Annotated in this window: 24 protein-coding genes and 1 pseudogene; 15 read left to right on the forward strand and 10 right to left on the reverse strand. The window is 71.0% G+C overall.

Translation table 11 applies throughout. The features are described 5' to 3' along the window. The first annotated feature begins 24 nt into the window (after positions 1 to 24). The gene (locus ACFYNU_RS17655; RefSeq protein ID WP_356586675.1) at positions 25 to 975 is read left to right on the forward strand and encodes an ABC transporter ATP-binding protein; all 951 of its coding nucleotides are present in this window, start codon (positions 25 to 27) and stop codon (positions 973 to 975) included. Continuing rightward, the gene (locus ACFYNU_RS17660; protein ID WP_388766612.1) at positions 962 to 1,921 is read left to right on the forward strand and encodes an ABC transporter permease; all 960 of its coding nucleotides are present in this window, start codon (positions 962 to 964) and stop codon (positions 1,919 to 1,921) included. Before ACFYNU_RS17655 ends, ACFYNU_RS17660 begins: the two co-directional genes overlap by 14 nt. Before the next feature lie 15 nt (positions 1,922 to 1,936). Here ACFYNU_RS17660 and ACFYNU_RS17665 read toward each other — a convergent pair. The 4 genes and pseudogenes from ACFYNU_RS17665 to ACFYNU_RS17680 form a co-directional block, all read right to left on the reverse strand. Then, positions 1,937 to 2,851: pseudogene (locus ACFYNU_RS17665) on the reverse strand (M28 family metallopeptidase); the annotation flags it as partial. A 593-nt stretch (positions 2,852 to 3,444) separates the two neighbouring features. Next, on the reverse strand, positions 3,445 to 3,999 hold the full coding sequence (locus ACFYNU_RS17670) for a GNAT family N-acetyltransferase (protein WP_356586677.1): 555 nt from the start codon (positions 3,997 to 3,999) through the stop codon (positions 3,445 to 3,447). Positions 4,000 to 4,057: 58 nt separating this feature from the next. Beyond that, entirely contained in the window at positions 4,058 to 4,507 is a 450-nt protein-coding gene (locus ACFYNU_RS17675; RefSeq protein WP_356586679.1) for a VOC family protein, read from the reverse strand. A gap of 87 nt (positions 4,508 to 4,594) precedes the next feature. After that, the gene (locus ACFYNU_RS17680; protein WP_356586681.1) at positions 4,595 to 5,101 is read right to left on the reverse strand and encodes a helix-turn-helix domain-containing protein; all 507 of its coding nucleotides are present in this window, start codon (positions 5,099 to 5,101) and stop codon (positions 4,595 to 4,597) included. 101 nt (positions 5,102 to 5,202) lie between these two features. On the opposite strand from ACFYNU_RS17680, the gene ACFYNU_RS17685 reads away from it, so the two are divergent. Then, the gene (locus ACFYNU_RS17685) at positions 5,203 to 6,711 is read left to right on the forward strand and encodes an MFS transporter (protein WP_356586683.1); all 1,509 of its coding nucleotides are present in this window, start codon (positions 5,203 to 5,205) and stop codon (positions 6,709 to 6,711) included. On the opposite strand, the gene rarD is transcribed toward ACFYNU_RS17685, so the two are convergent. The 6 genes from rarD to ACFYNU_RS17715 form a co-directional block, all read right to left on the reverse strand. After that, positions 6,648 to 7,742 (reverse strand): EamA family transporter RarD, encoded by a 1,095-nt coding sequence (rarD, locus tag ACFYNU_RS17690; RefSeq protein ID WP_356586685.1) that lies wholly within the window; start codon positions 7,740 to 7,742, stop codon positions 6,648 to 6,650. The genes ACFYNU_RS17685 and rarD overlap by 64 nt on opposite strands. A gap of 180 nt (positions 7,743 to 7,922) precedes the next feature. Beyond that, entirely contained in the window at positions 7,923 to 8,981 is a 1,059-nt protein-coding gene (locus ACFYNU_RS17695) for a 2-oxoacid:ferredoxin oxidoreductase subunit beta (protein ID WP_356586687.1), read from the reverse strand. After that, the gene (locus ACFYNU_RS17700) at positions 8,974 to 10,953 is read right to left on the reverse strand and encodes a 2-oxoacid:acceptor oxidoreductase subunit alpha (RefSeq protein ID WP_356586689.1); all 1,980 of its coding nucleotides are present in this window, start codon (positions 10,951 to 10,953) and stop codon (positions 8,974 to 8,976) included. Before ACFYNU_RS17700 ends, ACFYNU_RS17695 begins: the two co-directional genes overlap by 8 nt. Before the next feature lie 273 nt (positions 10,954 to 11,226). Next, positions 11,227 to 11,898 (reverse strand): response regulator transcription factor, encoded by a 672-nt coding sequence (locus ACFYNU_RS17705; RefSeq protein WP_329076666.1) that lies wholly within the window; start codon positions 11,896 to 11,898, stop codon positions 11,227 to 11,229. Between the two features lie 205 nt (positions 11,899 to 12,103). Further along, positions 12,104 to 13,420 (reverse strand): sensor domain-containing protein, encoded by a 1,317-nt coding sequence (locus tag ACFYNU_RS17710; RefSeq protein WP_356586692.1) that lies wholly within the window; start codon positions 13,418 to 13,420, stop codon positions 12,104 to 12,106. Positions 13,421 to 13,553: 133 nt separating this feature from the next. Continuing rightward, positions 13,554 to 14,813 (reverse strand): sensor domain-containing protein, encoded by a 1,260-nt coding sequence (locus ACFYNU_RS17715; protein WP_356586694.1) that lies wholly within the window; start codon positions 14,811 to 14,813, stop codon positions 13,554 to 13,556. A 243-nt stretch (positions 14,814 to 15,056) separates the two neighbouring features. On the opposite strand from ACFYNU_RS17715, the gene ACFYNU_RS17720 reads away from it, so the two are divergent. The 12 genes from ACFYNU_RS17720 (at position 15,057) to ACFYNU_RS17775 (ending at position 26,394) form a co-directional block, all read left to right on the forward strand. Then, a complete protein-coding gene (locus ACFYNU_RS17720) occupies positions 15,057 to 15,458 on the forward strand; it encodes an NADH-quinone oxidoreductase subunit A (protein ID WP_356586696.1) in 402 nt (133 codons plus the stop codon). Then, a complete protein-coding gene (locus ACFYNU_RS17725; protein ID WP_356586698.1) occupies positions 15,449 to 16,081 on the forward strand; it encodes an NADH-quinone oxidoreductase subunit B family protein in 633 nt (210 codons plus the stop codon). The genes ACFYNU_RS17720 and ACFYNU_RS17725 overlap by 10 nt, the downstream gene beginning before the upstream one ends. Continuing rightward, positions 16,081 to 17,229: an NADH-quinone oxidoreductase subunit C gene (locus tag ACFYNU_RS17730; protein ID WP_356586700.1), complete on the forward strand. Its 1,149-nt coding sequence runs from the start codon at positions 16,081 to 16,083 to the stop codon at positions 17,227 to 17,229. The genes ACFYNU_RS17725 and ACFYNU_RS17730 overlap by 1 nt, the downstream gene beginning before the upstream one ends. Then, positions 17,226 to 18,194, forward strand: a complete 969-nt coding sequence (locus ACFYNU_RS17735) for a complex I subunit 1 family protein (RefSeq protein WP_356586702.1) — start codon at positions 17,226 to 17,228, stop codon at positions 18,192 to 18,194. The genes ACFYNU_RS17730 and ACFYNU_RS17735 overlap by 4 nt, the downstream gene beginning before the upstream one ends. After that, a complete protein-coding gene (locus ACFYNU_RS17740; protein WP_356586704.1) occupies positions 18,195 to 18,785 on the forward strand; it encodes an NADH-quinone oxidoreductase subunit I in 591 nt (196 codons plus the stop codon). Then, the gene (locus tag ACFYNU_RS17745; RefSeq protein ID WP_356586706.1) at positions 18,782 to 19,354 is read left to right on the forward strand and encodes an NADH-quinone oxidoreductase subunit J; all 573 of its coding nucleotides are present in this window, start codon (positions 18,782 to 18,784) and stop codon (positions 19,352 to 19,354) included. The genes ACFYNU_RS17740 and ACFYNU_RS17745 overlap by 4 nt, the downstream gene beginning before the upstream one ends. Then, positions 19,354 to 19,749, forward strand: a complete 396-nt coding sequence (nuoK, locus tag ACFYNU_RS17750) for an NADH-quinone oxidoreductase subunit NuoK (protein WP_356586708.1) — start codon at positions 19,354 to 19,356, stop codon at positions 19,747 to 19,749. The genes ACFYNU_RS17745 and nuoK overlap by 1 nt, the downstream gene beginning before the upstream one ends. Continuing rightward, the gene (locus tag ACFYNU_RS17755) at positions 19,746 to 21,752 is read left to right on the forward strand and encodes an NADH-quinone oxidoreductase subunit L (RefSeq protein ID WP_356586710.1); all 2,007 of its coding nucleotides are present in this window, start codon (positions 19,746 to 19,748) and stop codon (positions 21,750 to 21,752) included. Before nuoK ends, ACFYNU_RS17755 begins: the two co-directional genes overlap by 4 nt. A 3-nt stretch (positions 21,753 to 21,755) precedes the next feature. Continuing rightward, positions 21,756 to 23,354 carry an NADH-quinone oxidoreductase subunit M gene (locus ACFYNU_RS17760; protein ID WP_356586712.1) on the forward strand — a complete coding sequence of 533 codons (1,599 nt, stop codon included), beginning with the start codon at positions 21,756 to 21,758 and terminating at the stop codon, positions 23,352 to 23,354. Between the two features lie 2 nt (positions 23,355 to 23,356). Then, positions 23,357 to 24,976, forward strand: a complete 1,620-nt coding sequence (locus ACFYNU_RS17765) for an NADH-quinone oxidoreductase subunit N (protein WP_388766707.1) — start codon at positions 23,357 to 23,359, stop codon at positions 24,974 to 24,976. 165 nt (positions 24,977 to 25,141) lie between these two features. Next, positions 25,142 to 26,005 (forward strand): zinc metalloprotease HtpX, encoded by an 864-nt coding sequence (gene htpX / locus ACFYNU_RS17770; RefSeq protein ID WP_356586716.1) that lies wholly within the window; start codon positions 25,142 to 25,144, stop codon positions 26,003 to 26,005. Further along, positions 26,002 to 26,394, forward strand: a complete 393-nt coding sequence (locus tag ACFYNU_RS17775; RefSeq protein ID WP_356586718.1) for a YccF domain-containing protein — start codon at positions 26,002 to 26,004, stop codon at positions 26,392 to 26,394. The genes htpX and ACFYNU_RS17775 overlap by 4 nt, the downstream gene beginning before the upstream one ends. Positions 26,395 to 26,396: the final 2 nt, after the last annotated feature.

Consider the following 26,396-nt stretch of genomic DNA (forward strand, 5'->3'; position numbering starts at 1 on the left):
ACGGGGAGAAGGGATGGCCGCGGGATGACTGTCGTCATAGAGACGCGCGGGCTCACCAAGCGCTACCGGGGCGGGCAGCTCGCGGTCGACCGGCTCGACCTCGCCGTACCGGCCGGCAGCGTCTTCGGCTTCCTCGGCCCCAACGGCTCCGGGAAGACCACCACCATCCGCATGCTGATGGGCCTCATGGAACCGACCGCCGGCACCGCGTCCGTCCTCGGCCGCGCCATGCCGCGCGCCGCCGGAGCCGTACTGCCGCAGGTGGGCGCGCTGATCGAAGGCCCGGCGCTGTACGGGTACTTGAACGGCCGCGACAATCTCCTGCGGTACGACTCCGCCGACCCGACCGCCGATCCCCGCACCCGCCGGGCCCGCGTGGCCGGGGCGCTGGAGCGCGTCGGGCTCACGGCGGCGGGCGGCAAGAAGACGAAGGCGTACTCCCTCGGCATGAAGCAGCGGCTCGCGCTCGCCGCCGCGCTGCTCCAGCCGAGGAAGCTGCTGGTGCTCGACGAGCCGACGAACGGCCTCGACCCGCAGGGCATGCGTGAGATCCGGGCCCTCGTACGGGAGCTGGCGGGCGAGGGGACCACGGTGTTCCTCTCCTCGCATCTGCTGGACGAGATCGAGCAGGTGTGCACGCACGCCGCCGTGATGGCGCGCGGGCGGCTGCTGACCCAGGGCACGGTCGCGGAGCTGGCGGCCGGCACCCGGGGGCGGCTGGCGGTCACGACGCTCGATCCGGCGGACGCCGCGCGGGTGCTGAAGGAGCTGGGGGTCACCGATGTGACGGTGGCCGGGGACCGGGTGAGCGGGGAGCTGCCGGTGACCGGCGAGGGGGAGCCGGCCGAGCCGGCCGACCTGAACGCCGGGCTCGTACGGGCGGGGGTGCGCGTACGGGCCTTCGGGGTCGAACGGGCCTCGCTGGAGGACGCGTTCGTGGCACTGACCGGGGAGGGATTCGATGTCGCGGGCTGAGGACTTGCATACGGACGCGGACGTGCGTACGGACGCGGATGTGAACGGGAACGCGGACGCCGACGTGGATACGGCTGTGGGTACCCGGGCCCGCCCCGTGTCGCCGCTCTGGATGTTCGGGCTGCTCCGCTCCGAGCTGGTCACCACCTTCCGCCGCTGGCGCACCCTCGCGCTGCTGGCCGTACTGGCGGCCGTACCGGTGCTGATCGGCATCGCCATCAAGATCGAGACGAGCGACGGCGGCTCGGTCGGCGGCGGCGGCCCCGAGGGCGGCGGCCCGGCCTTCCTCACCCAGATCACCAACAACGGGCTGTTCCTGGTCTTCGCCGCGCTCGCCGCGACGCTGCCGGTCTTCCTCCCGATGGCGGTCGGCGTCATCGCGGGCGACGCGGTCGCGGGCGAGGCGAACGCCGGCACCCTGCGCTATCTGCTGGTCGCGCCGGCGGGCCGGACGCGGCTGCTGCTGGCCAAGTACACGGCGACGCTGGTCTTCTGCCTGGCCGCGACCCTGGCGGTGGCGGTGTCCGCGCTGATCGTGGGGGCGCTGCTGTTCCCGCTCGGCGATGTCACGACGATCTCGGGTACGAGCATCTCCTTCGGCGACGGGCTGGTCAGGGCGGTGCTGATCGCCCTGGTCGTCGCCGCGTCACTGATCGGGCTCGCGGCGCTCGGCCTGTTCGTCTCCACCCTGACCAACAGCGGGATCGCCGCCATGGCGACGACGGTCGGGCTGGTGATCACGGTGCAGATCCTGGACACGATCCCGCAGTTGCACGGGATCCACCCGTATCTCTTCCCGCACTACTGGCTGTCCTTCGCCGATCTGCTCCGCGAGCCGTTCTACTGGGACGACGTGCTGAAGAATCTCGGCCTGCAAGGCGTGTACGCGGCCGTGTTCGGCTCGGCGGCCTGGGCGCGTTTCACGGCGAAGGACATCAATGCCTGAGGAGCGCGGCGATCAGCTCGCCAGCTCCCAGATCGCGTAGGCGACGGCGTCGCTGTTGCGGTTCAGCGCGGTGTCGTTGATGCTCGCCGTCGTGTCGCACGACGAGTGGTAGCAGCGGTCGAAGGCCTGGCCGGCCGTGCCGCCCCACTTCTGGGCCTGGGCGCTGGTCTTCGTACGCCCGGCGCCGGTGAACAGTCCGCCGACCGGGATGCCGATGCTCTTGAAGGAGGCGTGGTCCGAGCGGCCGTCGCCCTCGGTCTCGATCTCCGTCGGGACGCCGAGTCCGGCGAAGTACGTCTTGAAGGTCTGCTCGATGGTGGGGTCGTCGTCGTAGACGAAGTAGCCGGCGTTCGACGAGCCGATCATGTCGAAGTTGAGGTAGCCGTCGAGCTTCGCGCGCTCGGCGGACGGCAGGTTGTTCGCGTAGTAGCGGGAGCCGACCAGCCCCAGCTCCTCCGCGCCCCACCAGGCGAACCGCAGATGCTTCGTCGGCTGGAGCCCGGCTCTGGACACCGCGAGCGCGGTCTCCAGTACGGCGGCGGAGCCGGACCCGTTGTCGTTGATCCCGGCGCCCGAGGTCACCGAGTCGAGGTGGGCACCGGCCATCACGACCTGGTTGGGGTCACCGCCGGGCCAGTCGGCTATCAGGTTGTAGCCGACCCTCCCGCCGGAGCTGAACTGCTGTACGGAGGTGGTGAACCCGGCCGCGTCCAGCTTGCCCTTCACATAGTTGACGGAGGCCAGATAGCCGGGCCTGCCGTGCGCGCGGTTGCCGCCGTTGGCGGCGGCTATCGAGGAGAACTGCGTGAGGTGCGCCTTGACGTTGGCGAGGGATATGTCGGGGGCGGCGAGGACCGTGGCCGCGGTGGCGGGGGCCGGTGCGGGCGCGGGCGCCGCGGCTGTCGCGGCGGGCGCGAGGGACGCGAGCATCCCGCCGATCGCGAGGGCGCCGACGAGGACGGAACGTGCGGGAACGGAGAGCTTGGAGAGCTTCATGTGGGGGCTCCGGATTCCGTACGGGGACTGACGGAAGGTGGTGCGCACGATGCGTGCTGATGGTCAATGCGCGCTTGACTCAACGTCAAGGGCGGGAATCGGACACGCGCGTTCGACTTCCGGATACTTGTGCCGCTGACATGCGTCCCTACGTTGCCCCCGACCGGGCTCGTTGGCACTGGAAGTCCCGGGGCGTGTCCGGGTGCCCGGGTGTTCGCGTGCCCGCGCGTGGCCGCGACTCCGCGAGGGATCGCTGTCCGCCTGCGGGGCGGCTGACGGGCCCGTTGGCGCGGTGCGTCGCACGGCGGAGGACCGCCGTCGCCCGACGGCCCGGCCGGTCCTGCTCGGCCGACGCCGACCAGGCAGGAGGCACCTTCGGCGGTCCCCTGGGGCCGGGGGGAGGGATGCCGTTCAGGCGCCGCGGACCCGTCGGGTTCTCGCGAACGCGGCCCGGCAGCACAGCCGGACCTCGGGGTGCCGGCCAGTGGCGGGGCGTGGGCTGTCCGTACGGGCTCAGCCCGACGGTGTCACTGACCGCGCGGTGACCACACGCCGAACCACTGCTCCGCGCCGTACTCCTCGAACCGCCCCACCTCGGTGAACCCGAGCTTCGCCGCGAGGCGCATCGCGCGGTCGTTGGCGGTCCGGGTGCTGAGCACCAGCGGCTCGCCGGGCCGCGCGCCGGCGAACCAGCCGAGTGCCGCCGCGCACGCCTCGGCCGCGTATCCGTGTCCCCACGCCTCCGGCAGGAACAGATAGCCGAGTTCGGCCTCCCCGCCGTCCGGGCGGACCCGACCCGGGCGCTCCGCGTCGCGCCGATCGAACGTGATCATGCCGATCATCACCCCGTCGAGAGCGACCACGAAGAGGCCGGGCCGCCGTCCGGGCACCTCAGGCACCGCACGCTCAAGCTCGTCGCGCGGTCGGGCCCCACCGATGTACGTGCCCACCTCCGGCGAGGCGAACAGCTCGACGAACCTCGCCCGGTCCCCGGCCCCGGCCTCACGCAGCACGAGCCGCTCGGTCCTGATCGGGGCGGGCGGCCAGGAGGCCGGTCCGGGCTCAACTCCGGGCTCGGTCATGCCGGGCAACGTACCGCACGCCCGAAACGCGGCGGGCCGCCGGAGGCCGTACGCCTCCTCACTGCACACGGAACTCATTGCCCTCGGGGTCCGTCATGGCCACCCACACACCTCCGGGCTCGTTCGCCTCGTACAGCGCCGTCGCCCCCAGCCCCTCCAGCCTGGCCACTTCCGCCGGCCTGCGGCCCTCCCCGGCCTGTACGTCGAGATGGACGCGGCTCTCGCCGGCCTTGCTCTCCGGGACGCGCTGGAAGACGATCCGCCGGCCGGTGCCCTCGCCCGTGTCCGGGTCGAAGGGGTCGTCCGGATGGCGGACGGCGGTGAGATCGAGCCAGGCTCGGCGGCCGTGCGCGTCGACCGTCTGCGTGATCGGTACGGCTCCGATGCCCAGCAGCCGCTCGATCAGCGGGCTGTTGTCCTCGACCACGTAACCCAGGGCCGCCGCCCAGAAGTCGGCCTGGCTGTGGGGATCGGTCGTGTCGACGACGAGTTTCCAGTGCAGGGTCATGCGACCAGTCGTAGCGCCCGCCCGGTATCGCTCGCGGTGAACACGCCGGTCCGTCGGAGCGCCGAGTCCGTCGGAGCGCCGGGTCCGTCAGAGCGCCGCGTCCGCCTCTGCCGCGCGCCGGTCGTACTCCTCGCGCGCCACCGCGATCTGGTTCTGGTGCTCCTCGGTCCAGACGACCAGCGCGTTGATCGTCGTGTGCAGCGTCCGCCCCATGGGCGTCAGTTGATACTCCACGCGCGGCGGCACCACCGGGTGGACCGTGCGCTTCACCAGGCCGTCGCGCTCCAACTGGCGCAGCGTCACCGTCAGCATGCGCTGGCTGATGCCGTCGATCTCCCGGCGCAGCTCCGTGAAGCGCAGCGTGCTCACGTCGAGCAGGGCGATGACCAGCAGCGACCACTTGTCGCCGATCCGGTCGAGGATCTGCCGGACCTCGCAGTCCTCGCGGGTGTCCCACTGGAAGGGGTCCGCGTCGCCGTAGTCGCAACGGGCGGCGGTCGCCGGGGCTGTGGCGCCGGCCGTGGCGGTGGCTGTCGCTCGGGCCGTGGCGGTATCCGCCGAGTGCCTCGGTGACTTCAAAGTGCCTTCTTCCATGGCATTCGATCGTGCCGGACGATCGGGGTGGTTACAAGAGGGAACCGACCCTCGAACAGGTAACCGATCCTCTCCTCCCTTCCCGCTGCCAGGAGACCGTCATGCCTTCCGAGACCTCCGTTCCGAGACCGGCCGTCCCCGCGCTGTCCGCGCGTGCCTGGGCACTGCTGCTGGTCCTCAGCGGGACGATCTTCCTCGAAGGGATCGACATCGCCATGCTCGCCGTGGCCATCCCCTCGATCCGGGCCGACCTCGGTCTGTCGACCGGCACCGCGGCCTGGGTGATCAGCGCGTACATCCTCGGCTACGCCGGCTTCACCCTGCTCGGCGGGCGCGCCGCCGACCTGCTCGGCCGGCGCCGGATGTTCCTCGTCTGGCTCACGGTCTTCCTGCTCTTCTCCGGCCTCGGCGGCTTCGCGACCGAGGGCTGGATGCTGCTCGTCGCCCGGTTCGTGACCGGCGTGTCCGCCGCCTTCATGACCCCGGCGGCGATGTCGATCATCACCACCTCCTACGAGGAGGGACCGCAGCGCAACCGCGCCCTGCTCGTCTTCGCCGGTACGGCCGCCGGCGGCTTCTCGCTCGGCATGGTCATCGGCGGTCTGCTGACCCAGATCGGCTGGCGCTGGGTGTTCTTCGCCCCCGTGCTGCTCGCGGGCGTCATCCTGATCGCCGCGCTCCGGCTGCTGCCGCGTACCGGCGACGCCGCCGAGGTGCCGGGCAGGACGCGGGGCGCCTTCGACCTGCCGGGAGCCGCCGCGGCTGCCGGCGCGATGATGCTGCTGGCGGCCGGGGTCGTACGGCTGGAGCACGGCGGTTCCGGCTGGCCGCTGACGGTGGGGGCCTTCGCCGCCGGACTGCTGCTGGTGTATGTCTTCGTCGCCGTCGAACGCCGCTCGGCCGCCCCGCTGGTACGGCTCGCGATCTTCCGCAGGGCGGCGATGGTCCGCGCGGATCTGGCCGCGCTGCTGTTCCTCGGGTCCTTCTTCGGCTTCCAGTTCATGGCGACGCTCTACCTCCAGGAGCTGCGCGGCTGGTCGTCGCTGGAGACCTCGCTCGCGCTGGCCCTGATGGGCCTCGACGCGATCCTCGCCCCGACGCTCACGCCCGTCCTGGTCAACCGGTTCGGCAACATGCGGGTGGTGCTGGGCGGTTTCGCGGCGGCGCTCGTGGCGTACGCGCTGTTTCTGCCGGTCGGCGCGGACTGGTCGTTCGGGCTGATGGCCCCGACGCTGATCCTGACCGGTGTCGCGTTCGCGCTGGCGTACGGGCCGCTGTCCATCGCGGCGACGGACGGTGTCGCGCCGGAGGAGCAGGGGCTGGCGAGCGGGCTGCTGTACACGTCGACGCAGTTCGGTTCGGCGATCGGCATCTCGGCGGTGACGGCCGTGTACGGCCTGGCGTCGACGACAGGCGCGGAGGGGGAGTTGGGCGCCTTCCGGGCGGCCCTGGTGGTGCCCGTGGTGATGGCGCTGCTGGGACTGGCGGTCGTGGCGACGGGGCTACGGTCCGGGAAGTCCCGGAGGCCCCGGAAGCCGCAGGGTCCTCACTCGCCGGCCGACGTGCCCGGCCCGGCCCGTCCGACGGCCCTGACCCCGTCCGCGGACTGAGGAGCCGGGGCGGGGCGCACCGCCTCCGGCCGCGCCTCCGCCTGCCCGCCTGCCTCCGCCGGTGCCACCGCCCCCGCCTGTGCCTGGGCCTGTGCCACCGCCTCCGGCTGCGCCCCCGCCAGCCGCAGTACCTCCGCCGCCGCCCTGTTCCGCCGCGCCGTCCGCAGCGCGTCCCACGTCAGGATCGTCAGCGCCGCCCACACCAGCGCGAAGCCGGCCCACCGCTCGGCCGGCATCTCCTCGTGGAAATACAGGATCCCGAGGAGGAACTGGAAGACCGGCGCCAGATACTGCAACAGCCCAAGCGTCGACAGCGGTACGCGTATCGCCGCCGCCCCGAAGCAGACCAGCGGCACGGCGGTCACCACACCGGTGGCCGCCAGCAGCGCCGCGTGCCCCGCCCCCTCCGGCCCGAACGTGGAGTCACCGGAGGCCCCGAGCCAGAGCAGATAGCCGAGCGCCGGCACGAACAGGATCACGGTCTCGGCGGCCAGCGACTCCAGTCCGCCGATGTTGACCTTCTTCTTCACCAGGCCGTATGTCGCGAACGAGAAGGCCAGCGTCAGCGAGATCCAGGGCGGCTGTCCGTATCCGATCGCCAGGACCAGTACGGCGGCCAGGCCGACACCGACCGCCGCCCACTGGGCGGGCCGCAGCCGCTCCTTGAGGAGCAGGACGCCCATGGCGATGGTGACGAGCGGGTTGATGAAGTAGCCGAGGGACGCCTCGACGACATGGCCGGTGTTGACCGACCAGATGTACAGGCCCCAGTTGACGCTGATCACGATCGCGGCGACCACCAGCAGACCGAGCTTGCGCGGCTGGGCCAGCAGCTCCCGTACCCACGCCCAGCGGCGTACCACCAGCAGCGCGATCGCGACGACGGCCAGCGACCAGACCATCCGGTGCGCGAGGATCTCGACCGCGCCGGAGGGCTTCAGCAGGGGCCAGAACAGCGGGACCAGACCCCACATGCCGTAGGCACCGATCCCGTACAGCAGTCCCGCGCGCTGCTCGCCTTCCGACTTCACTGGCCTGCCTCCCGAACCCCACGCGCACACGTCAGTTCGACGAAGGTAGCGCCGTGCGGGCCGGGCTGTCATGTCCGTATCGCAATACGGTCATGACAGCCGCTCGCACACGGAAAACGGGGCCCGGATCTCGTGGAGGACGAGATCCGGACCCCGCGTCGTACGGACGGGCCGGCCGTGTCAGCCGACCACCGTCCACGTGTCGTTCCCGGCGAGCAGCTGCGACAGGTCGCCCTTGCCGTGCTGCTCGACGGCCGTGTCGAGCTGTTCGTTCATCAGTGTGTCGTAGACCGGCCGACGAACGCTGCGCAGGACACCGATCGGCGTGTGGTGCAGCGTGTCCGGGTCGGCGAGGCGCGAGAGCGCGAACGCCGTGGTCGGGCTGGTGGCGTGGGCGTCGTGCACCAGGATCTGGTGCTCGTTGTCCGCCGTCACCGGTACGACGACGAGATCGCCGGTCGCCGGGTCCCGTACGACACCCTTGGAATTGTCGACCCCGAAGCGGATCGGCTCGCCGTGCTCCAGGCGGATGACCGCCTCCTGGGCACGCTCCTTGTCCTTCAGCGCCTCGAACGCGCCGTCGTTGAAGATGTTGCAGTTCTGGTAGATCTCCACCAGCGCCGTGCCCGGGTGGTCGGCCGCCTGGCGCAGCACGCTCGTGAGGTGCTTGCGGTCGGAGTCGACGGTGCGGGCCACGAAGGACGCCTCCGCGCCGATCGCCAGCGACACCGGGTTGAAGGGCGCGTCGAGCGAGCCCATCGGCGTCGACTTGGTGATCTTGCCGACCTCGGAGGTGGGCGAGTACTGACCCTTGGTCAGCCCGTAGATCCGGTTGTTGAACAGCAGGATCTTCAGGTTGACGTTGCGCCGCAGCGCGTGGATCAGATGGTTGCCGCCGATGGACAGCGCGTCGCCGTCACCCGTGACGACCCACACGGACAGGTCGCGGCGCGAGGTCGCGAGCCCGGTGGCGATGGCCGGCGCGCGTCCGTGGATGGAGTGCATGCCGTAGGTGTTCATGTAGTACGGGAAGCGGCTGGAGCAGCCGATCCCCGACACGAACACGATGTTCTCCTTGGCCAGCCCGAGGTCCGGCATGAAGCCCTGCACGGCGGCCAGCACGGCGTAGTCACCGCAGCCGGGGCACCAGCGGACCTCCTGGTCGGACTTGAAGTCCTTCATGGACTGCTTGGCCTCGGCCTTGGGGACGAGGGAAAGCAGCTCGTTGACCTCAGGCATCGATGGCCTCCTTGAGCGCCGTGGCGAGCTGTTCGGCCTTGAACGGCATGCCGTTGACCTGGTTGTAGGAGTGCGCGTCGATGAGGAACTTCGCCCGCAGCAGCGCGGCGAGCTGACCCAGGTTCATCTCCGGCACCACGACCTTGTCGTAACGCTTCAGCACCTCGCCCAGATTCTTCGGGAAGGGGTTGATGTGGCGCAGATGCGCCTGCGCGATCGGGTGGCCGGCCACGCGCAGCCGGCGGACGGCGGCGGTGATGGGCCCGTACGTGGAGCCCCAGCCCAGCACCAGCGTGCGCGCGCCGTCGGGGTCGTCCACGACGAGGTCCGGCACCTCGATGCCGTCGATCTTGGCCTGGCGGGTACGGACCATGAAGTCGTGGTTCGCCGGGTCGTAGGAGATGTTGCCCGTGCCGTCCTGCTTCTCGATGCCGCCGATGCGGTGTTCGAGACCGGGCGTGCCGGGCACGGCCCACGGACGGGCCAGGGTGTGCGGGTCACGCTTGTACGGCCAGAAGACGTCCGTGCCGTCGGCCAGCGTGTGGTTGGGGCCCGACGCGAACTGCACGCCCAGGTCCGGGAGTTCGACCTGCTCCGGGATCCGCCAGGGCTCGGACCCGTTGGCGAGGTAGCCGTCGGAGAGCAGGAAGACCGGGGTGCGGTACGTGACCGCGATCCGGGCCGCCTCGATGGCCGCGTCGAAGCAGTCCGCCGGGGTCTGCGGGGCGACGATCGGCACCGGCGCCTCGCCGTTGCGGCCGTACATCGCCTGGAGCAGGTCGGCCTGCTCGGTCTTGGTCGGCAGACCCGTGGAGGGACCGCCGCGCTGGATCGCCACCACCAGCAGGGGCAGCTCCAGCGACACCGCCAGACCGATCGTCTCCGACTTCAGGGCCACACCGGGCCCGGAGGTCGTCGTCACGGCGAGCGAACCGCCGAAGGACGCGCCGAGCGCCGCGCCGACGGCGGCGATCTCGTCCTCCGCCTGGAAGGTGCGGACGCCGAAGTTCTTGTGGCGGGACAGCTCGTGGAGGATGTCGGACGCCGGGGTGATCGGGTACGACCCGAGGTAGAGCGGCAGATCCGCCTGGTGGGCCGCGGCGATCAGCCCGTACGACAGCGCCAGATTCCCGGAGATGTTGCGGTACGTGCCGGTCGGGAACGCCTTGGTCGCGGGGGCGACCTCGTACGAGACGGCGAAGTCCTCGGTCGTCTCGCCGAAGTTCCACCCCGCCCGGAAGGCCGCCACGTTGGCCTCGGCGATGTTCGGCTTCTTCGCGAACTTCGTCCGCAGGAACTGCTCCGTGCTCTCGGTGGGCCGGTGGTACATCCACGACAGCAGACCCAGCGCGAACATGTTCTTCGAACGCTCGGCCTCCTTGCGGGAGAGCCCGAACTCCTTCAGCGCCTCGATCGTCAGCGTCGTCAGCGGTACGGGATGGAGCTGGTACGCCTCCAGGGACCCGTCCTCCAGCGGCGAGGTCAGATAGCCGACCTTCGCCATGGGGCGCTTGGTGAACTCGTCCGTGTTGACGATGATGTCGGCGCCGCGCGGCACGTCGGCGATGTTCGCCTTGAGCGCGGCCGGGTTCATCGCGACCAGCACGTTCGGCGCGTCGCCCGGGGTGAGGATGTCGTGGTCGGCGAAGTGCAGCTGGAACGAGGAGACGCCCGGCAGCGTGCCTGCGGGTGCCCGGATCTCGGCGGGGAAGTTCGGCAGCGTCGACAGGTCGTTCCCGAAGGACGCCGTCTCCGAGGTGAAACGGTCACCCGTCAGCTGCATGCCGTCACCGGAGTCACCCGCGAAACGGATGATCACCCGGTCCAGACGGCGCACTTCCTTCGCGCCGGGCGTACCGACCGTGCCGGGCACGCCTTGCTCCTGCTCGGTGCGCTGTTCGCCGACGACGGAGTCACTCGTGTCGTCAGCCTCGTCGGCCTGCTCGGCTGGGCTACTGACCTGGCTGGTCACTGAACTGGACCTCCTCGAGGCGGCTGCTTGGGCTGACCGGCGCGACCGGCGAACCCAGGGGCCACCCTACGTCGGTAAGGGTCGCCTTCCCTTGGCCGCTCGCATGGTGGACGTCATTCTGAGACGCTTTCCTGTGGCAATTTGCCATGTTTTCTCCGCCCCCGGGCGCTCTGTCTTTATCCCTGTCTGTGCCGATTTGAACTCAGTCTTTTGGACTAGGACCCTCTGTGTGGCCGCTACATGACCGCAGCGCCGGGCACTGCCCCGACCGCGTCATGAGTTGAGATACGTCAGCACGGCCAGCACCCGGCGGTGATCTCCGTCACTCGGGGACAGGCCGAGCTTCTGGAAGATGTTGCTGACGTGCTTCTCCACCGCGCCGTCGCTCACGACCAGCTGTCTGGCGATCGCCGAATTCGTCCGGCCCTCCGCCATCAGGCCCAGCACCTCACGCTCCCGGGGGGTCAGCCCGACGAGCACGTCCTGCTTACGGCTGCGGCCGAGCAACTGCGCGACCACCTCCGGGTCAAGCGCCGTCCCGCCCCGGGCCACCCGGACGACCGCGTCCACGAACTCCCGGACCTCGGCCACCCGGTCCTTCAGCAGATAGCCGACCCCGCGGCTGCTGCCGGCGAGCAGCTCCGTCGCGTACTGCTCCTCCACGTACTGGGACAGCACCAGCACGCCGATCCCCGGATGCTCCTTGCGCAGCTGGACCGCCGCCCGCACACCCTCGTCGGTATGGGTCGGCGGCATCCGTACGTCGGCCACCACCACGTCCGGCGCCGCGCCCTCCCGGGCCAGGTCGCCGACGGTCTTGATCAGCGCCTCGCCGTCCCCGACTCCGGCGACCACGTCATGCCCGAGATCGGTCAGCAGCCGGGTCAGGCCCTCCCGCAGGAGCACCGAATCCTCGGCGATGACCACTCGTACCCTGTCCTCCACGACCGTGTAGCCCCCATGTCGATGTGCGTACGCGCTCCGCGTCCGCCCTGCGGTCCCAGCATCCCAGTATTCGTAGCGCCATGCGCCCACCGGCCGGGAACCGATCAAAGCGATAGACGCGACTCCGGCGCACCGGACGATGTCCGGTGCGCCGTGGCCGCGTGCGTCTGTCTGGTGCGGGGGGTGGGCGGGGGCTTCGGGGGCGTCACTTCCGCCAGGGCAGCTCCGCCGTCACCGTCGTCGGCCCGCCCACCGGCGAGTCGACGACCAGGATCCCGTCCACCGCGTCGAGCCGCTCCGCGAGACCGGCCAGACCGCTGCCCGCCGAGGTGTTCGCGCCGCCCCGGCCGTCGTCCGAGACCTGGAGCATCAGCCGGTTCTCCACCCGCCACACGTCCACCGAGGCGCGGTTCGCCCGGGAGTGCTTGCTCACGTTCTGCAACAGCTCCGAGACGGTGAAGTACGCGATGCCCTCGATGGCCGCCGCCGGCCGGTACTCCAGGTCGACCTCGACCTGCACCGGGACGGTGCAGCGGGAGGCGACGGAGGACAGCGCCGCGTCCAGACCCCGGTCGGTGAGGACCGCCGGATGGATGCCCCGCGCCAGGTCGCGCAGCTCCTGGAGCGCGACCTTGACCTCGCCGTGCGCCTCGTCGACCATCCGCGCCGCCGCCTGCGGGTCGGCCAGCAGCTTCTCCTTCGCCAGCCCCAGGTCCATGGCCAGCGCCACGAGCCGGGCCTGCGCCCCGTCGTGCAGGTCACGCTCGATACGGCGCAGGTCCGCGGCCGCGGTGTCGACCACGACACCCCGGTCCGACTCCAGCTCGGAGACGCGCGTCGCCAGCTTGGACGGGCCGAGCAGACCGGCGACCAACAGCCGGTCCACGCCGGTCAGTCCACGGACCAGCCACGGCGAGGCGAGGACGAGGACGAGCCCCACGACGCTGGTGGCGGCTATCTCGAACGGGATGTCCACGTAGAAATCCCTGGAGCCGTCGCTGAAGACCGCGATGCCGTCCTGGTTCAGATACGCGGGGAAAACCCACTGCCACAGCGGATAGAGGAAGAGGCTCCAGCTGGTGACGACGAAGGTCACGGACGTGACGAAGGAGAACATCACCCACGGGAAGTGCAGGATGCCGTAGAGCACGTGACGCCAGGAGACGCCGCTCTTGAGAACCGCGCCGACCCAGGACATCAATCCCGCCTTCTCCCCCCGCACGGGCAGCGGGCTCGCGACGTCCAGATCGAGCAGCGCCCGCGCCCTGGCCCGCTCGACCGCGCCCAGGCCCCGGCAGCCGACGAGCGCGGCGGCCAGCAGCGGAATGCCGAGGAAGGTCACGAGCAGCCCCGCGCTGACGGAGAGCATCGTCACCACATAGACGAAGAAGAGGATGCCCATCGGAAGGTTGAGGAGGAGATAGACGAACTCCTTCACCATCCGGGCCCCGAACGGAGCGCGCAGTGCCAGGGGAAGGGTGTGGCGCTGTAGCTGTGTCCGTGAGCCGTAGTCCGTGGCCATCGTGTCGTCCGTTCTGCGAGCGGGGCGGTCGGGCTTCTTCTTGTGTCTCTATGCTCATCCGCCGGCGGCGCCCGCACCATGAGGTCGGTATCCGTCTTCACCCTGGGGTTTTCCCCACCCCCGTGGTGCGGTTCTACGCCCCCGGGGGCCGGTTCCGCTCCCGCTCGGGACGCTTGTGCTCCTGGCGCTCCCGCCCGGGGCGTTCGCGCTCACGCCAGGGCAGCTCGGCCGTGACGACCGTCGGCCCCCCGACCGGCGAGTCGAGCACGAAGAGCCCGTCCACGGCGCCCAGCCGCTCGGCCAGCCCCGCCATGCCCGTACCGCCGTCCAGCCGCGCGCCACCGCGCCCGTCGTCCTCGATCTGGATCAGCAGCCGGTTCTCCGCCCGCCATACCTCGACGCTGGCCATCCGCGCCCCGCTGTGTTTGCTCACGTTCTGCAACAGCTCCGAGACGGTGAAGTACGCGATGCCCTCGATCGCCGCAGCCGGCCGCTCGGCCAGCTCGACATCGACCTTGACCGGGACGGTGCAGCGGGACGCCACGGACGACAGCGCGGCGTCCAGGCCCCGGTCCGTCAGGACGGCCGGATGGATGCCCCGCGCGAGATCGCGCAGCTCCTGAAGGGCCAGCTTCACCTCGCCGTGCGCCTCGTCGACCATGCTCGCCGCCGCTTCCGGATCCTCCAGCAGCTTCTCCTTCGCGAGACCGAGCCCCATGGCCAGCGCCACCAGCCGGGCCTGCGCCCCGTCGTGCAGATCGCGCTCGATACGGCGCAGATCGGCGGCGGCCGTGTCCACGACGACGCCCCGGTCCGACTCCAGCTCCGCGATCCGGCTCTCCAACTCGTCCGACGGCGAGAGCAGCCCGCGCACCAGCGCCCGGTCCACGTTGGTCAGACCGCGCGCGATGTGCGGCAGCACCGGCCACAGGACGAACAGGCTCACCAGGGTGATCGCGAACGTCAGGATTCCCCACGGCAGCCGGATGAACTCGTACAGCACTGTCCGCCAGCCCACCGGATCCTTCAGCCCCGTCCACATCCACGAGAAGAACCCCTCGGTGCCGCGCGCCCGCCTCTCGCTGCGGCTGCGGCCACGCAGCGGGCTCGGCTCGTCGATCCGGAGGCCCAGCAGCCCGCGCGCCCGTGCCCGCTCGGCCTTGCCCAGCAGCCGGGCACCGGCCAGGCCACCGGTGAGCCAGGGCAGACCGATCACGGTGACGGACAGGAGGACACCGGTGGGCACGACGACCACGACGTAGATGAAGCCGGCGACCGAGACCGGCAGATTGGCGAGGAGATGCGCGATCTCCTTCCAGGTGTGCCGGTCGAAGGCGAAACGGGGCGGGGGCGGTGGCCGGTCGTCGTCGGGGACGTTTTCACGGGCGTTCATAACGCCCTAGCCTGCCCGGCCGCGGGAGCCCACGCCATGGGGTGACTGGGAGAGCCGTGGTGGGGATAACCCCACCAATCCGCGACCACCGTGAAGGGGCGGCCCGACCAGCACTGGGACCTGCCGGTGCCGGACCGGGTCATGACCCTGCCATGACTGATGCGCGACCGACTGCTTACGGTCCCTTTAGCAGGGCCTAGACTCCCGTCCGTACGGATCACCGATGGGCGGAACGAGGGGCGGGTGGCGGACGTGCCGGAACCGGCCGTTCTCGCGTCGGAGTACTTCCAGAGCTACTCGGTGGTCGGACTGCTCGCGGTCGTCGGCGTACTCTTCGTCGCCGTGGCCTTCGGAGCGGGCCGACTGCTGCGGCCGGTGGTACCGACGCCCGAGAAGCTGCTTACGTACGAATGCGGTGTCGACCCGGTGGGCGAGGGCTGGGCACACACCCAGGTCCGCTATTACGTGTACGCCTTCCTGTACGTCATCTTCGCCGTCGACTCGATCTTCCTCTTCCCGTGGGCGACGGTCTTCGCGGCCCCGGGATACGGCGCGACGACGCTCGTCGAGATGTTCATCTTCCTCGGCTTCCTGGCCGTAGGACTGCTCTACGCATGGAAGAAGGGCGTCCTGGAATGGACGTGACCCCCGCCGACCCCACGGCCCCGGCCCCGTCCTCGGCGCCGGCGCCGGTCGACCTGCCGAATCCGCAACGCCTCGGCGTGCTCTCCCGACTGGCGCCCCAGCCGATGAAGGTGGTCCTCAACTGGGGCCGCCGCTACAGCCTCTGGGTCTTCAACTTCGGACTCGCCTGCTGCGCCATCGAGTTCATCGCCGCGTCGATGGCCCGGCACGACTTCATCCGGCTCGGCGTCATCCCCCTCGCGCCGGGCCCGCGCCAGGCCGACCTGATGGTCGTGTCGGGCACGGTCACGGACAAGATGGCACCGGCGGTGAAGCGGCTGTTCGAGCAGATGCCCGAGCCGAAGTACGTGATCTCCTTCGGCGCCTGCTCCAACTGCGGTGGCCCGTACTGGGACTCGTACTCCGTCACGAAGGGCGTCGACCAGATCATCCCGGTCGACGTCTACGTACCGGGCTGCCCGCCGCGCCCCGAGGCGCTGCTCCAGGGGATCCTCAAGCTCCAGGAGAAGATCTCCCGCGAGTCGTTGGGGGAGCGTTACGGCTCCGGGGGCCAGCGGCCCAGCACGGCCGCGCTGCGCAGCGGGCTGGTGGCGGCGCCGCCGACGCCGGGGGAGAGCGCCTGATGACTTCCGACGCGCATGACGCGTACGACAGCCTCCCCGGCGGTGTCACCGAGATCTTCGGCGCGGACGCCACGGCGGAGCACGCGTACGACCTGCTGACGGTCGACGTCCCCGCCGCCGACTGGTTGACCGCGCTCGAAACCGCCCGTGACCGGCTCGGATGCACCTACTTCGACTGGCTGAGCGCCGTCGACGAACCGGGCGCCGGCTTCCGCGTCAGCGCACACGTCGCGTCGGTCGCGCCCCGGGCCGTACGCCGTCTGCTGGTCCGTACGACCGTCCCGCACGAGGCCGCCGAACTGCCCACGGCCATCGGGGTCTACGCGGGCGCGGGCTGGCACGAGCGCGAGACGTACGAGATGTTCGGCGTCACCTTCACCGACCACCCCAACCTGGTGCACCTGCTGCTGCCCGAAGCCTTCGAGGGCCACCCGCTGCGCAAGGACTTCGTCCTGGCGGCCCGGGTCGCGAAGGCATGGCCGGGCGCGAAGGAACCGGGCGAGTCCGCGCCGGGCCACGCGGCCCCCAAGCGCCGCCAGATGCTCCCCCCGGGCGTCCCGGACCCGAACGAGTGGGGCCCGCTGAAGGGCCAACTCCCCCCGGCCCCCACCCGCCCGGCCCGCACCGCCCGCGCGGCGGCGGACCGCCCGCCCCGCCGCACCCGCAGCGTCTCGGAAGGCTCCACCACCCAACAACCCCCCACCCCCGAGCCCTCCCCAACCCCCACTCCGGCCCCTTGGCACGCCCCCACCCCGGCCTTCGACCCGCCCACCGAGAAGAGGGACACCGCCCCGGCCTCGGACGCCGGGGCGAAGCCCTCGGCCGACCCGACCCCGGACGCGGGCCGAACGCCGAGGCTGGCGCCCGGCGTTGAGCCGACGCCTGATTCGCGGGCCGAGCCCGCGCCCGAATCCGAGTCGCCGTCGGGCACAACGCCCAAGCCCGCGCCGGATGCCGAGGCGCAGCCTCCGGCCGAGCAGACCCCGGCCCCGGCCACAGAGCCGGGCCAGGACCCCGAGCCGGACGCGGGACGGGCCGCCGAGGCCGAACCCGGCCCCGGCGCGGGTGACTCCGCCCACCGCAAGGGCGAATCCGGCCCCGGCACGGGCGCCCCCGGCTCCGACGAGCGCCCCGGAGGAGACGCGTGAACGACGTGTTCGACGTCGCCATTCGGTTGGTCATCGTCTTCGCCGCATTCCTCGTTCTTCCCCTCGTCGTCGGGCAGACCGAGCACAAGGTCATGGCCCACATGCAGGGGCGTCTCGGGCCCATGTACGTCGGGGGGTTTCACGGGTGGGCCCAACTCGTCGCCGACGGGGTCAAGTTCGCGCAGAAGGAAGACATCGTCCCGGCCGCCGCCGACCGGCGGATCTTTCAGCTCGCGCCGGCCGTCGCCCTGCTGCCGTACCTCCTCGTACTCGTCGTCATCCCGATCGGGCCCCAGGAGGGCGCCGTCGGTGAGGTCGTCGACGCGGGGATCTTCTTCGTCCTCGCCGTGATGGGCGTCGGCGTCCTCGGGTCGCTCATGGCCGGCTGGGCGTCGGCCAACAAGTTCTCCCTGCTCGGTGGTCTCCGTACCGCCGCCCAACTGCTCGCCTACGAGCTGCCGATGCTGCTCACGGCCGCCTCCGTCGCGATGGCCGCCGGCACCGTCTCCCTCCCCGGCATCCTCAACGCCTTCGAGTGGTGGTGGGTGCCCTGGCAGATCGTCGGCGCCCTCGTCTTCTTCGTCGCCGGGCTCGCCGAACTCCAGCGCCCGCCCTTCGACATGCCGGTCGCCGACTCCGAGATCATCTTCGGCGCGTACACCGAGTACACCGGTCTGCGGTTCGCGCTGTTCCTGCTCGCCGAGTACGCGGGCATCGTCGTCCTGTGCGGACTGACCACCGTCCTTTTCCTCGGCGGCTGGCACAGCCCGTTCGGCGGTCACGACCTCGGCTGGCTCTGGACGCTCCTCAAGACGTTCCTCCTCGCCTTCGTCGTCATCTGGCTGCGCGTCAGCTATCCGCGGCTGCGCGAGGACCAGCTCCAGAAGCTCGCCTGGACCGTTCTCATCCCGCTCGCCCTCGCCCAGATCGCCCTCACCGGCATCGTCAAGGTGGTGATCCAGTAAGTGCCTCCGATCCCCGGAAGCGGCCTGGCCAAGGGGCTGGCCGTCACCCTTCGTACGATGACCAGAAGGTCCGTCACCGAGCGGTACCCGGACACCCTGCCCGAACTCCCGCCCCGCAGCCGGGGCGTGATCGGCCTGTTCGAGGAGAACTGCACGGTCTGCATGCTCTGCGCCCGTGAGTGCCCCGACTGGTGCATCTACATCGACTCCCACAAGGAGACGCTGCCCGCCGCCGCCCCCGGCGGACGCGAGCGCAGCCGGAACGTCCTCGACCGGTTCGCCATCGACTTCTCCCTCTGCATGTACTGCGGTATCTGCATCGAGGTCTGTCCTTTCGACGCGCTGTTCTGGTCACCGGAGTTCGAGTACGCGGAGACGGACATCCTGGAACTCACCCACGAGCGCGACAAACTCCGCGAGTGGATGTGGACCGTGCCCGCCCCGCCCGCCCTCGACCCGGGCGCCGAGGAGCCGAAGGAGATCGCCGCCGCCCGCAAGACGGCGGACAAGCTCGCCGCGACGCAAGCCGCCGCAGAGGCCGCGACACAAGCCGCCGCGCACGCCGCCGCGCAGCAGGAGGACGGCGAGTGACCCCTCTCGCGGCCGGCCACCCCGGCTTCCTCTCCCCGACCGGCGTCGAGATCGCCTTCGTCCTCGTCGGTCTCGTCACCCTCGGCGCGGCCGTCATCACCGTCACGACCAAGCAACTCGTGCACGCCGCCCTGTGGCTCGTCGTCGCGCTCGGCGGCCTGGCCGTCGAATACCTGCTGCTGACGGCCGAGTTCATCGCCTGGGTGCAGGTCCTGATCTACGTCGGCTCCGTCGTCGTCCTCCTGCTCTTCGGGCTGATGCTGACGAAGGCCCCCATCGGCCGTTCCCCGGACGCGGATTCGGAGAACCGGTGGGTCGCGCTCGCGGTGGCCCTCACCGCCGCCGTCGCGCTGGTGTGGGTCGTCGTCGACGCGTTCCGTACGACCTGGATCGAACTCGACGGCCCCGCCCAGGGATCCACCGAGGTCTCCGGCCAGTTCCTCTTCCGGCACTGGGTGCTGCCCTTCGAAGCGCTCTCCGTCCTGCTGCTCGCCGCGCTCATCGGCGCGATCGTCCTGTCCCGCAAGAGCGACGCCTCCGGCGGTCCTCGTGGCAAGGAGCAGCGCTGATGCATCTCGCCTATCCCGCCGTGCTCGCGGCGCTGCTGTTCTGCACCGGTCTGTACGGGGTGCTCGCCCGCCGCAACGCGATCCTCGTCCTCATGTCCGTCGAGCTGATGCTCAACGCCGTCAATCTCAACCTCGTCGCCTTCGACGTGTGGCTGCGCGACACCCTGCACGCCGGCCAGGCCCTGACCCTCTTCGTGATCGCCATCGCCGCCGCCGAGATCGGCATCGGCCTGGCGATCGTCCTGATGGTCTACCGCAACCGCGGCACCTCGGACGTCGACCGGCTCCGCGACAGCGTCGAGAGCGACGCGACCGACGAGGCGGCGACACGGTCCCTCGCGGTGGAGCACGCCGAAGCCGCCGCACGGGCAAAGAAGGCTGAGGCCACCGCGTGACCACGACCACCCTGGCCATCCTCGTCCCGGTCCTCCCCTTCCTCGGCGCGCTCGCCGGACTGCTCCTCGGCCGCACCGCCCCCGGCTTCGTCCGGCCGCTGGCCGTACTGCCGCCGCTGGCCGCCGCCGTCCTCGCCGCGATCGTCGCCGTACGCCAGAGCGACGGGCACGGCGGCACCCGCGCACCGATCGACGCCGCGACCCAGCTCACTCCCACGGGCTCGGTCCCGATCGATCTCGCCCTGCACATCGACGGGTTCGCCGCGCTCGTGGCGATCCTCGTGGGCGTCGTCGCGACATGCGTGCAGATCTACTCGACCGGCTATCTGCGCGACGACCCGCGCTACCCCTCGTACGCCGCGCTCGTCTCCCTCTTCACCTCCGCGATGCTGCTCGTCGTCTACTCCGGCGACCTGATGGTGCTGCTGGTCGGCTGGGAGATCATGGGCATCTGCTCGTACTTCCTCGTCGGCCACTACTGGGAGACACCCGAGGCACGCGCCGCCTCCCTGAAGGCGTTCCTGGTCACCAAGCTCGGTGATGTCCCTTTCCTGCTCGGTCTGTTCGCGCTCGCCGTCGACACCGGTACGTTCCGGATCACCGGCGTCCTCCAGGCCGTCGGCGACGGCGGGCTCGACCACCCCACCGTGATCGCGCTGCTGCTGATCGCCGGTGTCGCGGGCAAGTCGGCCCAATTCCCGCTGCACACCTGGCTGCCCGACGCCATGGCCGGCCCCACCCCCGTCTCCGCGCTGATCCACGCGGCGACGATGGTCGCCGCCGGTGTCTACTTCGTCGCCCGTCTCCTTCCCGTCTTCGCCGCCTCGGCCGCGGCGCTGACCGTGCTCGCGGTGATGGCCGCGATCACGATGGTCGGCTCGGCGCTCGCCGCCCTCGCCCAGGACGACATCAAACGCGTCCTCGCCTACTCGACCATCGGCCAACTCGGCTACATGTCGGGCGCCCTGGCCGTGGGCGACCGGGGCGCGGCCGTCTTCCATCTCATCTCGCACGGCGCCTTCAAGGCGCTTCTCTTCCTCGGCGCCGGTGTGATCATCCACGCCGCCGGCACCAACTCGCTCGCCGCGATGTCCCGGATGCGCGGCCTCGCCACACGCGTACCCGACGCCTACTGGACGATGACGATCGCGCTGCTCGCGCTCGCGGCCATCCCGCCCTTCGCCGGCTTCTTCTCCAAGGAAGCCGTCCTCGTCGCCGCCGAGCACACGGCATTCGGTGAATCCGACATCGCCCCGTCCTTCGCCGGCTGGACCGTACTGGTCGCCGGTCTGCTCACCGCCCTCCTCACCGCCGCCTACGCCACCCGCCTGTGGCTCCTCGCCTTCCGGGGCCGGGGCGCCGAAGCGGCCGACCACGGCAAACAGCCCCTGTCGATGAACGCCGTCCTGTGGGTGCTGGCCGTCCCCTCGCTCGCCTTCGGCCTGACCGTCGGTCTCATCGCCCCCTGGCTCGACGCCGACAGCCTCGCCCCGACGGTCACCACCTCCGTACTCGGCACGGGCGTCGCGCTCGTCGGCGGACTGGTCACCTACGGCGCCTGGACGCACACCACGGCACTCGCCGCCCGCACCCCCATGGGCGCCGTCGCCGCACACCCCGACGCCGAGCCCGCCCTCTCCGAGGTCGAGGCCATGACCAGCCACACCCCCGCCTACGGCGACATCGCCTCGGCCCCCGACCCCGCCGACCCCGGCCGGCTCCTGCTCGGCAGGCTCCACCCGCACGCCGCCGCCGGCTTCCACCTGGACGCCGTCTACCGCGTCCTGTTCCAACGCCCGGTCCAGGGCGCGGCCCGGCTGGTCCGCTTCCTCGACCGCGAGGTCGTCGACACGTACGTACGCGGGGCGGGCACCGGCACCCGCTGGCTGGGCGCCGCCGTACGCGGCGCGCAGACCGGCAATGTGCAGACCTACCTGGGCGCCCTGCTCGCCGGAACGGTCGTCCTGGCGATCGCCGCCGTACTCGTCGCCGCCGGAGCGTGAGCCGTGATCGATATCAGCCCGTCCGTGATGCAGTTCCTTCTCGCGTTCATCGTCGTCGCCCCCCTGCTGGGCGCGGCGGCGGCGCTCCTGCCCGCCCCGCCCGGACTCCGGGGCACCGGCCCCGACCAGGCCGTCCTGCGCCACGGTGTGACCGTCACCGGCGCGATCCTCATCGCCGCGATCGTCCTCGCGCTCGGCTTCGACCACGACCGGCCGTCGAGGATCCAGGCCACGACCGACATCAGCTGGATCGCCGCACTCGACGTGCGGATCCACCTCGGTGTCGACGGCATCTCTCTCCCCCTTCTGGTCCTGACCGCGCTGCTGACCTTCCTCTGCGCGCTCTACAGCTACTTCGAGCCCCCGGCGGGCGCGTCCCCGAAGGCCTTCGTCGCCCTGCTGCTCGTCCTCGAATCCGGCACCCTCGCCACCTTCGCCGTCCTCGATCTGCTGCTGTTCTTCCTGGCCTTCGAGATGGTGCTCATCCCCATGTACTTCCTCATCGCCCGCTGGGGCGGTGCCGAACGGCAGGCCGCCGCCTGGAAGTTCATCCTCTACACGCTGCTCGGTTCCGTGGTCATGCTGCTCGGCCTGCTGCTCGTCGGGCTGCACGCGGGCACATTCGACATGGTGGCACTCGCCACTGACAACGGCTCGGGACTGAGTAAATCCGTGCAGGTCACGGCCGTTCTGGCGATCGGGATCGGGCTCGCGGTCAAGACCCCGATGTGGCCGCTGCACAGCTGGCTCCCGGACGCCCACACCGCCGCCCCGACGGTCGGATCGGTGCTCCTCGCCGGAGTCATGCTCAAGATGGGTACGTACGGTTTCGTCCGTATCGTCCTGCCCATCGCGCCCGACGGAACGCGCACCTTCGCGCCGTATCTCGCCGCCTTCGCCGTCGTCGGCATCATCTACGGTTCCCTGGCCTGCCTCGCCCTCGCCCGCCGGGGCGCGGGCGGCGACCTCAAGCGCCTGATCGCGTACTCCTCCGTCGGCCACATGGGCTTCGTGCTCCTGGGCATCGCGTCCATGACCCCCACCGGCGTCAACGGCGCGCTGTTCGCGAACGTCGCCCACGGCCTCATCACCGGACTGCTCTTCTTCCTGGTCGGAGCGCTCAAGGACCGGTACGGCACCGCCGACCTCGACACGCTCGCCGGCGCCACCGGCGCGGCGCTGTACGGCCGCGCGCCGCGCCTCGGCGGCCTGCTCGCCTTTGCCGCCGTCGCCTCGCTCGGCCTGCCCGGACTCGCCGGATTCTGGGGCGAGATGCTCGCCATGTTCGGCGCGTTCGACCCCGCGCCCGGCCTCAGCCGCCCCGCGTTCGTCACCTTCACGGCCATCGCCTGCTTCGGCACGCTGCTCACCGCCGCGTATCTGCTGATCGTGGTCCGCCGGGTCTGCATGGGCGCGGTCCGGCCGGCCGCGGGGGCCAAGACGACGGGCCCGGCGCCCGAACTCGCCGACGTCCAGGGCTACGAACTCGCCGCCTGGACCCCGCTCGTCGCCCTCACCGTCCTCGCCGGACTCTGGCCCGCCGTCCTCCTCGGCCTCACCGACCCGGCCGTGCAGAAGCTTCTCGCAGGAGGCAAGTCGTGATCGTGGCCGCTGCCCAGGGCGCCGCCGACAGCGCCGCCAGCCTCGTCCAGTCGGTCGACTGGCTCGCCATCGCGCCCCCGGCGCTCACCGCCGCCGTCGCCCTGATCGTCCTGGTCGCCGACCTGTTCGTCCCCGACCGCCGCAAGCCGCTCCTCGGCGCCCTCTCCGTCGCCGGCCTCGCCGCCGCGCTCCTGCTGCTGATCCCGCTGCGCGCCGGCGACCGCGCGACCTTCTGCCTGACGTCCGACGCCGACGTGTGCAGCTACACCGTCGACCAGTTCACGCTCGTCATCCAGCTGCTCGTCCTCGGCGGCGCGCTGCTCACCGCCCTGCTGTCCGTCACCGAACTCGGCGGCGGCACGGGCGACGGCGAGCGGCGCGGGCAGCTCCCGCCGGGCGAGTTCTGGTTCCTGCTGCTCTCCTCGGCGGCCGGCGCCGCCCTCCTGCCCGCCGCCCGCGACCTCGCCACCCTCGTCGTCGCCCTCGAAGTCGCCACCCTCCCCGCCTTCGCGCTGGTCGGCCTCAAGCGCGGCGACCGCCTCTCCTCCGAGGCGGCGCTGAAGTTCTTCCTCTCCTCCGTGACGGCCACCGCCGTCATGCTGCTGGGCGTCAGCTTCGTGTACGCCACCACCGGCACCCTGCATCTCACCGAGATCGCCGGCCGGCTCGACGACGTCCCCGGCGAATTCGAGACGCTGGCGTCGGCGGGCGTCGCCCTGACCCTCGTCGGCTTCGCCTTCAAGGCCGCCGCCGCGCCCTTCCACTTCTGGGTCCCCGACACCTACGTCGGCGCCCCGCTGCCGATCGCCGCGTATCTCTCCGTCGTCGGCAAGGCCGTCGGATTCTCCGGTCTGATCCTGGTGACGGTCATCGCCTTCCCCAGCCACTCCGACGTCTGGGGCCCGGCCGTCGCCGTGCTCGCCGCGCTCACCATGACCGTCGGCAACGTCGCCGCGCTGCGCCAGTCGGCCACGCGCGCGTGGAGCGCGGTCCGGCTCCTCGCGTGGTCGTCCGTCGCCCAGGCCGGCTATCTGCTGGTGCCGATCGCGGCGGCGGCGTACGCCGGCACGGACCAGATCGGCTCCACCGTCGCGTACGCCCTGATGTACGCCGTCGTGAACCTCGGCGCCTTCGCCATCGCCGCCCTCGTGGCCCGTACGAAGCCGCTGAACCGCCTCGTGGACTACCGCGCCCTCGCCTCCGAGCGCCCCCTCGTCGCGCTCGCCATGGGCTTCTTCCTGCTCTGCCTCGCCGGACTGCCGCCCGGCGTCATCGGCCTCTTCGCGAAGGTCACGGTCTTCTCCTCGGCCGTCGACGCGGGCCTCGGCTGGCTGGCCGTCGTGATGGCCGTGAACGTCGTCGTCGCGCTCTTCTACTACCTCCAGTGGACGGCGGCCCTCTTCCGCGCCCCGGAGCCGGCTGACAGCCCCCACAGCCCCGACAGCCCCGACAACCCCGGCAGCCCGGCCGCCGAGCCCGCCCTCCGGCCCGCGGGCGCCCTCGCCGCCCACCGCGCCCCGGCCCCGGTCCTCGCCGCGATCGGCCTCACCGCCGCCGCCGGAGTCGCGCTCTCCGGAGCGCCCCAGCTGGTCCTCCGTTTCGCCGCCGAAACCCTCTTCTGAGGCTTCCACCGCCCCGGCCGCCACCCGTACGGCGTACACCCCCGTGCGGGCGGGCCGGGGAACCCGTGACCCTCGCCTGGCGTTGACCAGTGAGGAAGGGTCCACTGGAGAGTGGAGCAATATCACGTAGAGGGTTCCCCTGCCGCACGATTTGGAGGGCGTTCCGTGCACCGCCGGCACAACGGGTTGAGGACCGCCGCACTCCTCGGGGGACTGTCCGCACTCATCATCGTCATCGGCAGCGTCTTCGGCCGGACAGGCCTGATCGTCGCGGTCGTCGTCGCGCTGGGTACGAACGCGTACGCGTACTGGAACAGCGACAAGCTCGCCCTGCGCGCCATGCGCGCGCGTCCGGTCAGCGAATTCGAGGCACCGGAGCTGTACCGCATCGTCCGCGAGCTCTCCACCACCGCCCGCCAGCCGATGCCACGGCTCTACATCTCACCGACCCAGGCGCCCAACGCGTTCGCCACGGGCCGCAACCCGCGCAACGCGGCCGTCTGTTGCACGGACGGCATCCTCCAGATCCTCGACGAGCAGGAGCTGCGCGGAGTCCTCGGTCACGAGCTGAGCCATGTCTACAACCGCGACATCCTGATCTCCTCGGTCGCCGGCGCCCTCGCCTCGGTCGTGATGTTCCTGGTGAACTTCGCCTGGCTCATCCCCATCGGCCGCTCGGACGACGACGAGGGCCCCGGCCTCGTCGGCATGCTCCTGGTGATGCTCCTCGGCCCGCTGGCCGCCTCGGTGATCCAGCTGGCCGTGAGCCGTTCCCGGGAGTACGAGGCGGACGCGTCCGGCGCGCAGCTCACCGGCGACCCGCTGGCCCTCGCGAGCGCCCTGCGCAAGCTCGAAGCCGGTACGAAGCAGCTCCCGTTGCCGCCCGAGCCGCGGATCGAGACGGCGAGTCATCTCATGATCGCTAATCCGTTCAGGCCCGGGCAGGGTGTATCGAGAATGTTCTCCACGCATCCGCCGATGGCGGAGCGTATCGCCCGACTAGAACAGATGGCAGGTGGCCGTCCATGAAGACAATCCTCAACATCATCTGGCTGGTTGTGAGTGGCTTCTGGCTGTTCCTCGGATACATCCTCGCGGGGCTGCTGCTGTGCATCACGGTCATCGGGATCCCGTTCGGGCTGGCCTCTTTCCGGATCGCGCGCTACGCGCTGTGGCCGTTCGGCTACACGACGGTGGAGCGCCGGGACGCGGGATCACCCTCGTTCGTCGGCAATGTGCTGTGGTTGGTCCTGGCCGGCTGGTGGCTCGCGCTCGGTCATATCTTCACCGGGATCGCGCTCTGCGTGACGATCATCGGCATCCCCCTGGGCATCGCCAACTTCAAGCTGATCCCCGTCTCGCTGCTGCCCTTCGGCCGCGAAGTCGTCCGTACGGAGGAGGCGTTCGCCGGCTGGTGAGC

The organism is Streptomyces sp. NPDC006643, from assembly GCF_042870175.1.
Taxonomy (GTDB): domain Bacteria; phylum Actinomycetota; class Actinomycetes; order Streptomycetales; family Streptomycetaceae; genus Streptomyces.

Coding starts and splice junctions, on each gene's coding strand:
- ACFYNU_RS17655 (WP_356586675.1), top strand. CDS start 25: ATGACTGTCGTCATAGAGACGCGCGGGCTCACCAAGCGCTACCGGGGC.
- ACFYNU_RS17660 (WP_388766612.1), top strand. CDS start 962: ATGTCGCGGGCTGAGGACTTGCATACGGACGCGGACGTGCGTACGGAC.
- ACFYNU_RS17670 (WP_356586677.1), bottom strand. CDS start 3,999: ATGACCGAGCCCGGAGTTGAGCCCGGACCGGCCTCCTGGCCGCCCGCC.
- ACFYNU_RS17675 (WP_356586679.1), bottom strand. CDS start 4,507: ATGACCCTGCACTGGAAACTCGTCGTCGACACGACCGATCCCCACAGC.
- ACFYNU_RS17680 (WP_356586681.1), bottom strand. CDS start 5,101: ATGGAAGAAGGCACTTTGAAGTCACCGAGGCACTCGGCGGATACCGCC.
- ACFYNU_RS17685 (WP_356586683.1), top strand. CDS start 5,203: ATGCCTTCCGAGACCTCCGTTCCGAGACCGGCCGTCCCCGCGCTGTCC.
- ACFYNU_RS17695 (WP_356586687.1), bottom strand. CDS start 8,981: ATGCCTGAGGTCAACGAGCTGCTTTCCCTCGTCCCCAAGGCCGAGGCC.
- ACFYNU_RS17710 (WP_356586692.1), bottom strand. CDS start 13,420: ATGGCCACGGACTACGGCTCACGGACACAGCTACAGCGCCACACCCTT.
- ACFYNU_RS17715 (WP_356586694.1), bottom strand. CDS start 14,813: ATGAACGCCCGTGAAAACGTCCCCGACGACGACCGGCCACCGCCCCCG.
- ACFYNU_RS17725 (WP_356586698.1), top strand. CDS start 15,449: ATGGACGTGACCCCCGCCGACCCCACGGCCCCGGCCCCGTCCTCGGCG.
- ACFYNU_RS17730 (WP_356586700.1), top strand. CDS start 16,081: ATGACTTCCGACGCGCATGACGCGTACGACAGCCTCCCCGGCGGTGTC.
- nuoK (WP_356586708.1), top strand. CDS start 19,354: ATGCATCTCGCCTATCCCGCCGTGCTCGCGGCGCTGCTGTTCTGCACC.
- ACFYNU_RS17775 (WP_356586718.1), top strand. CDS start 26,002: ATGAAGACAATCCTCAACATCATCTGGCTGGTTGTGAGTGGCTTCTGG.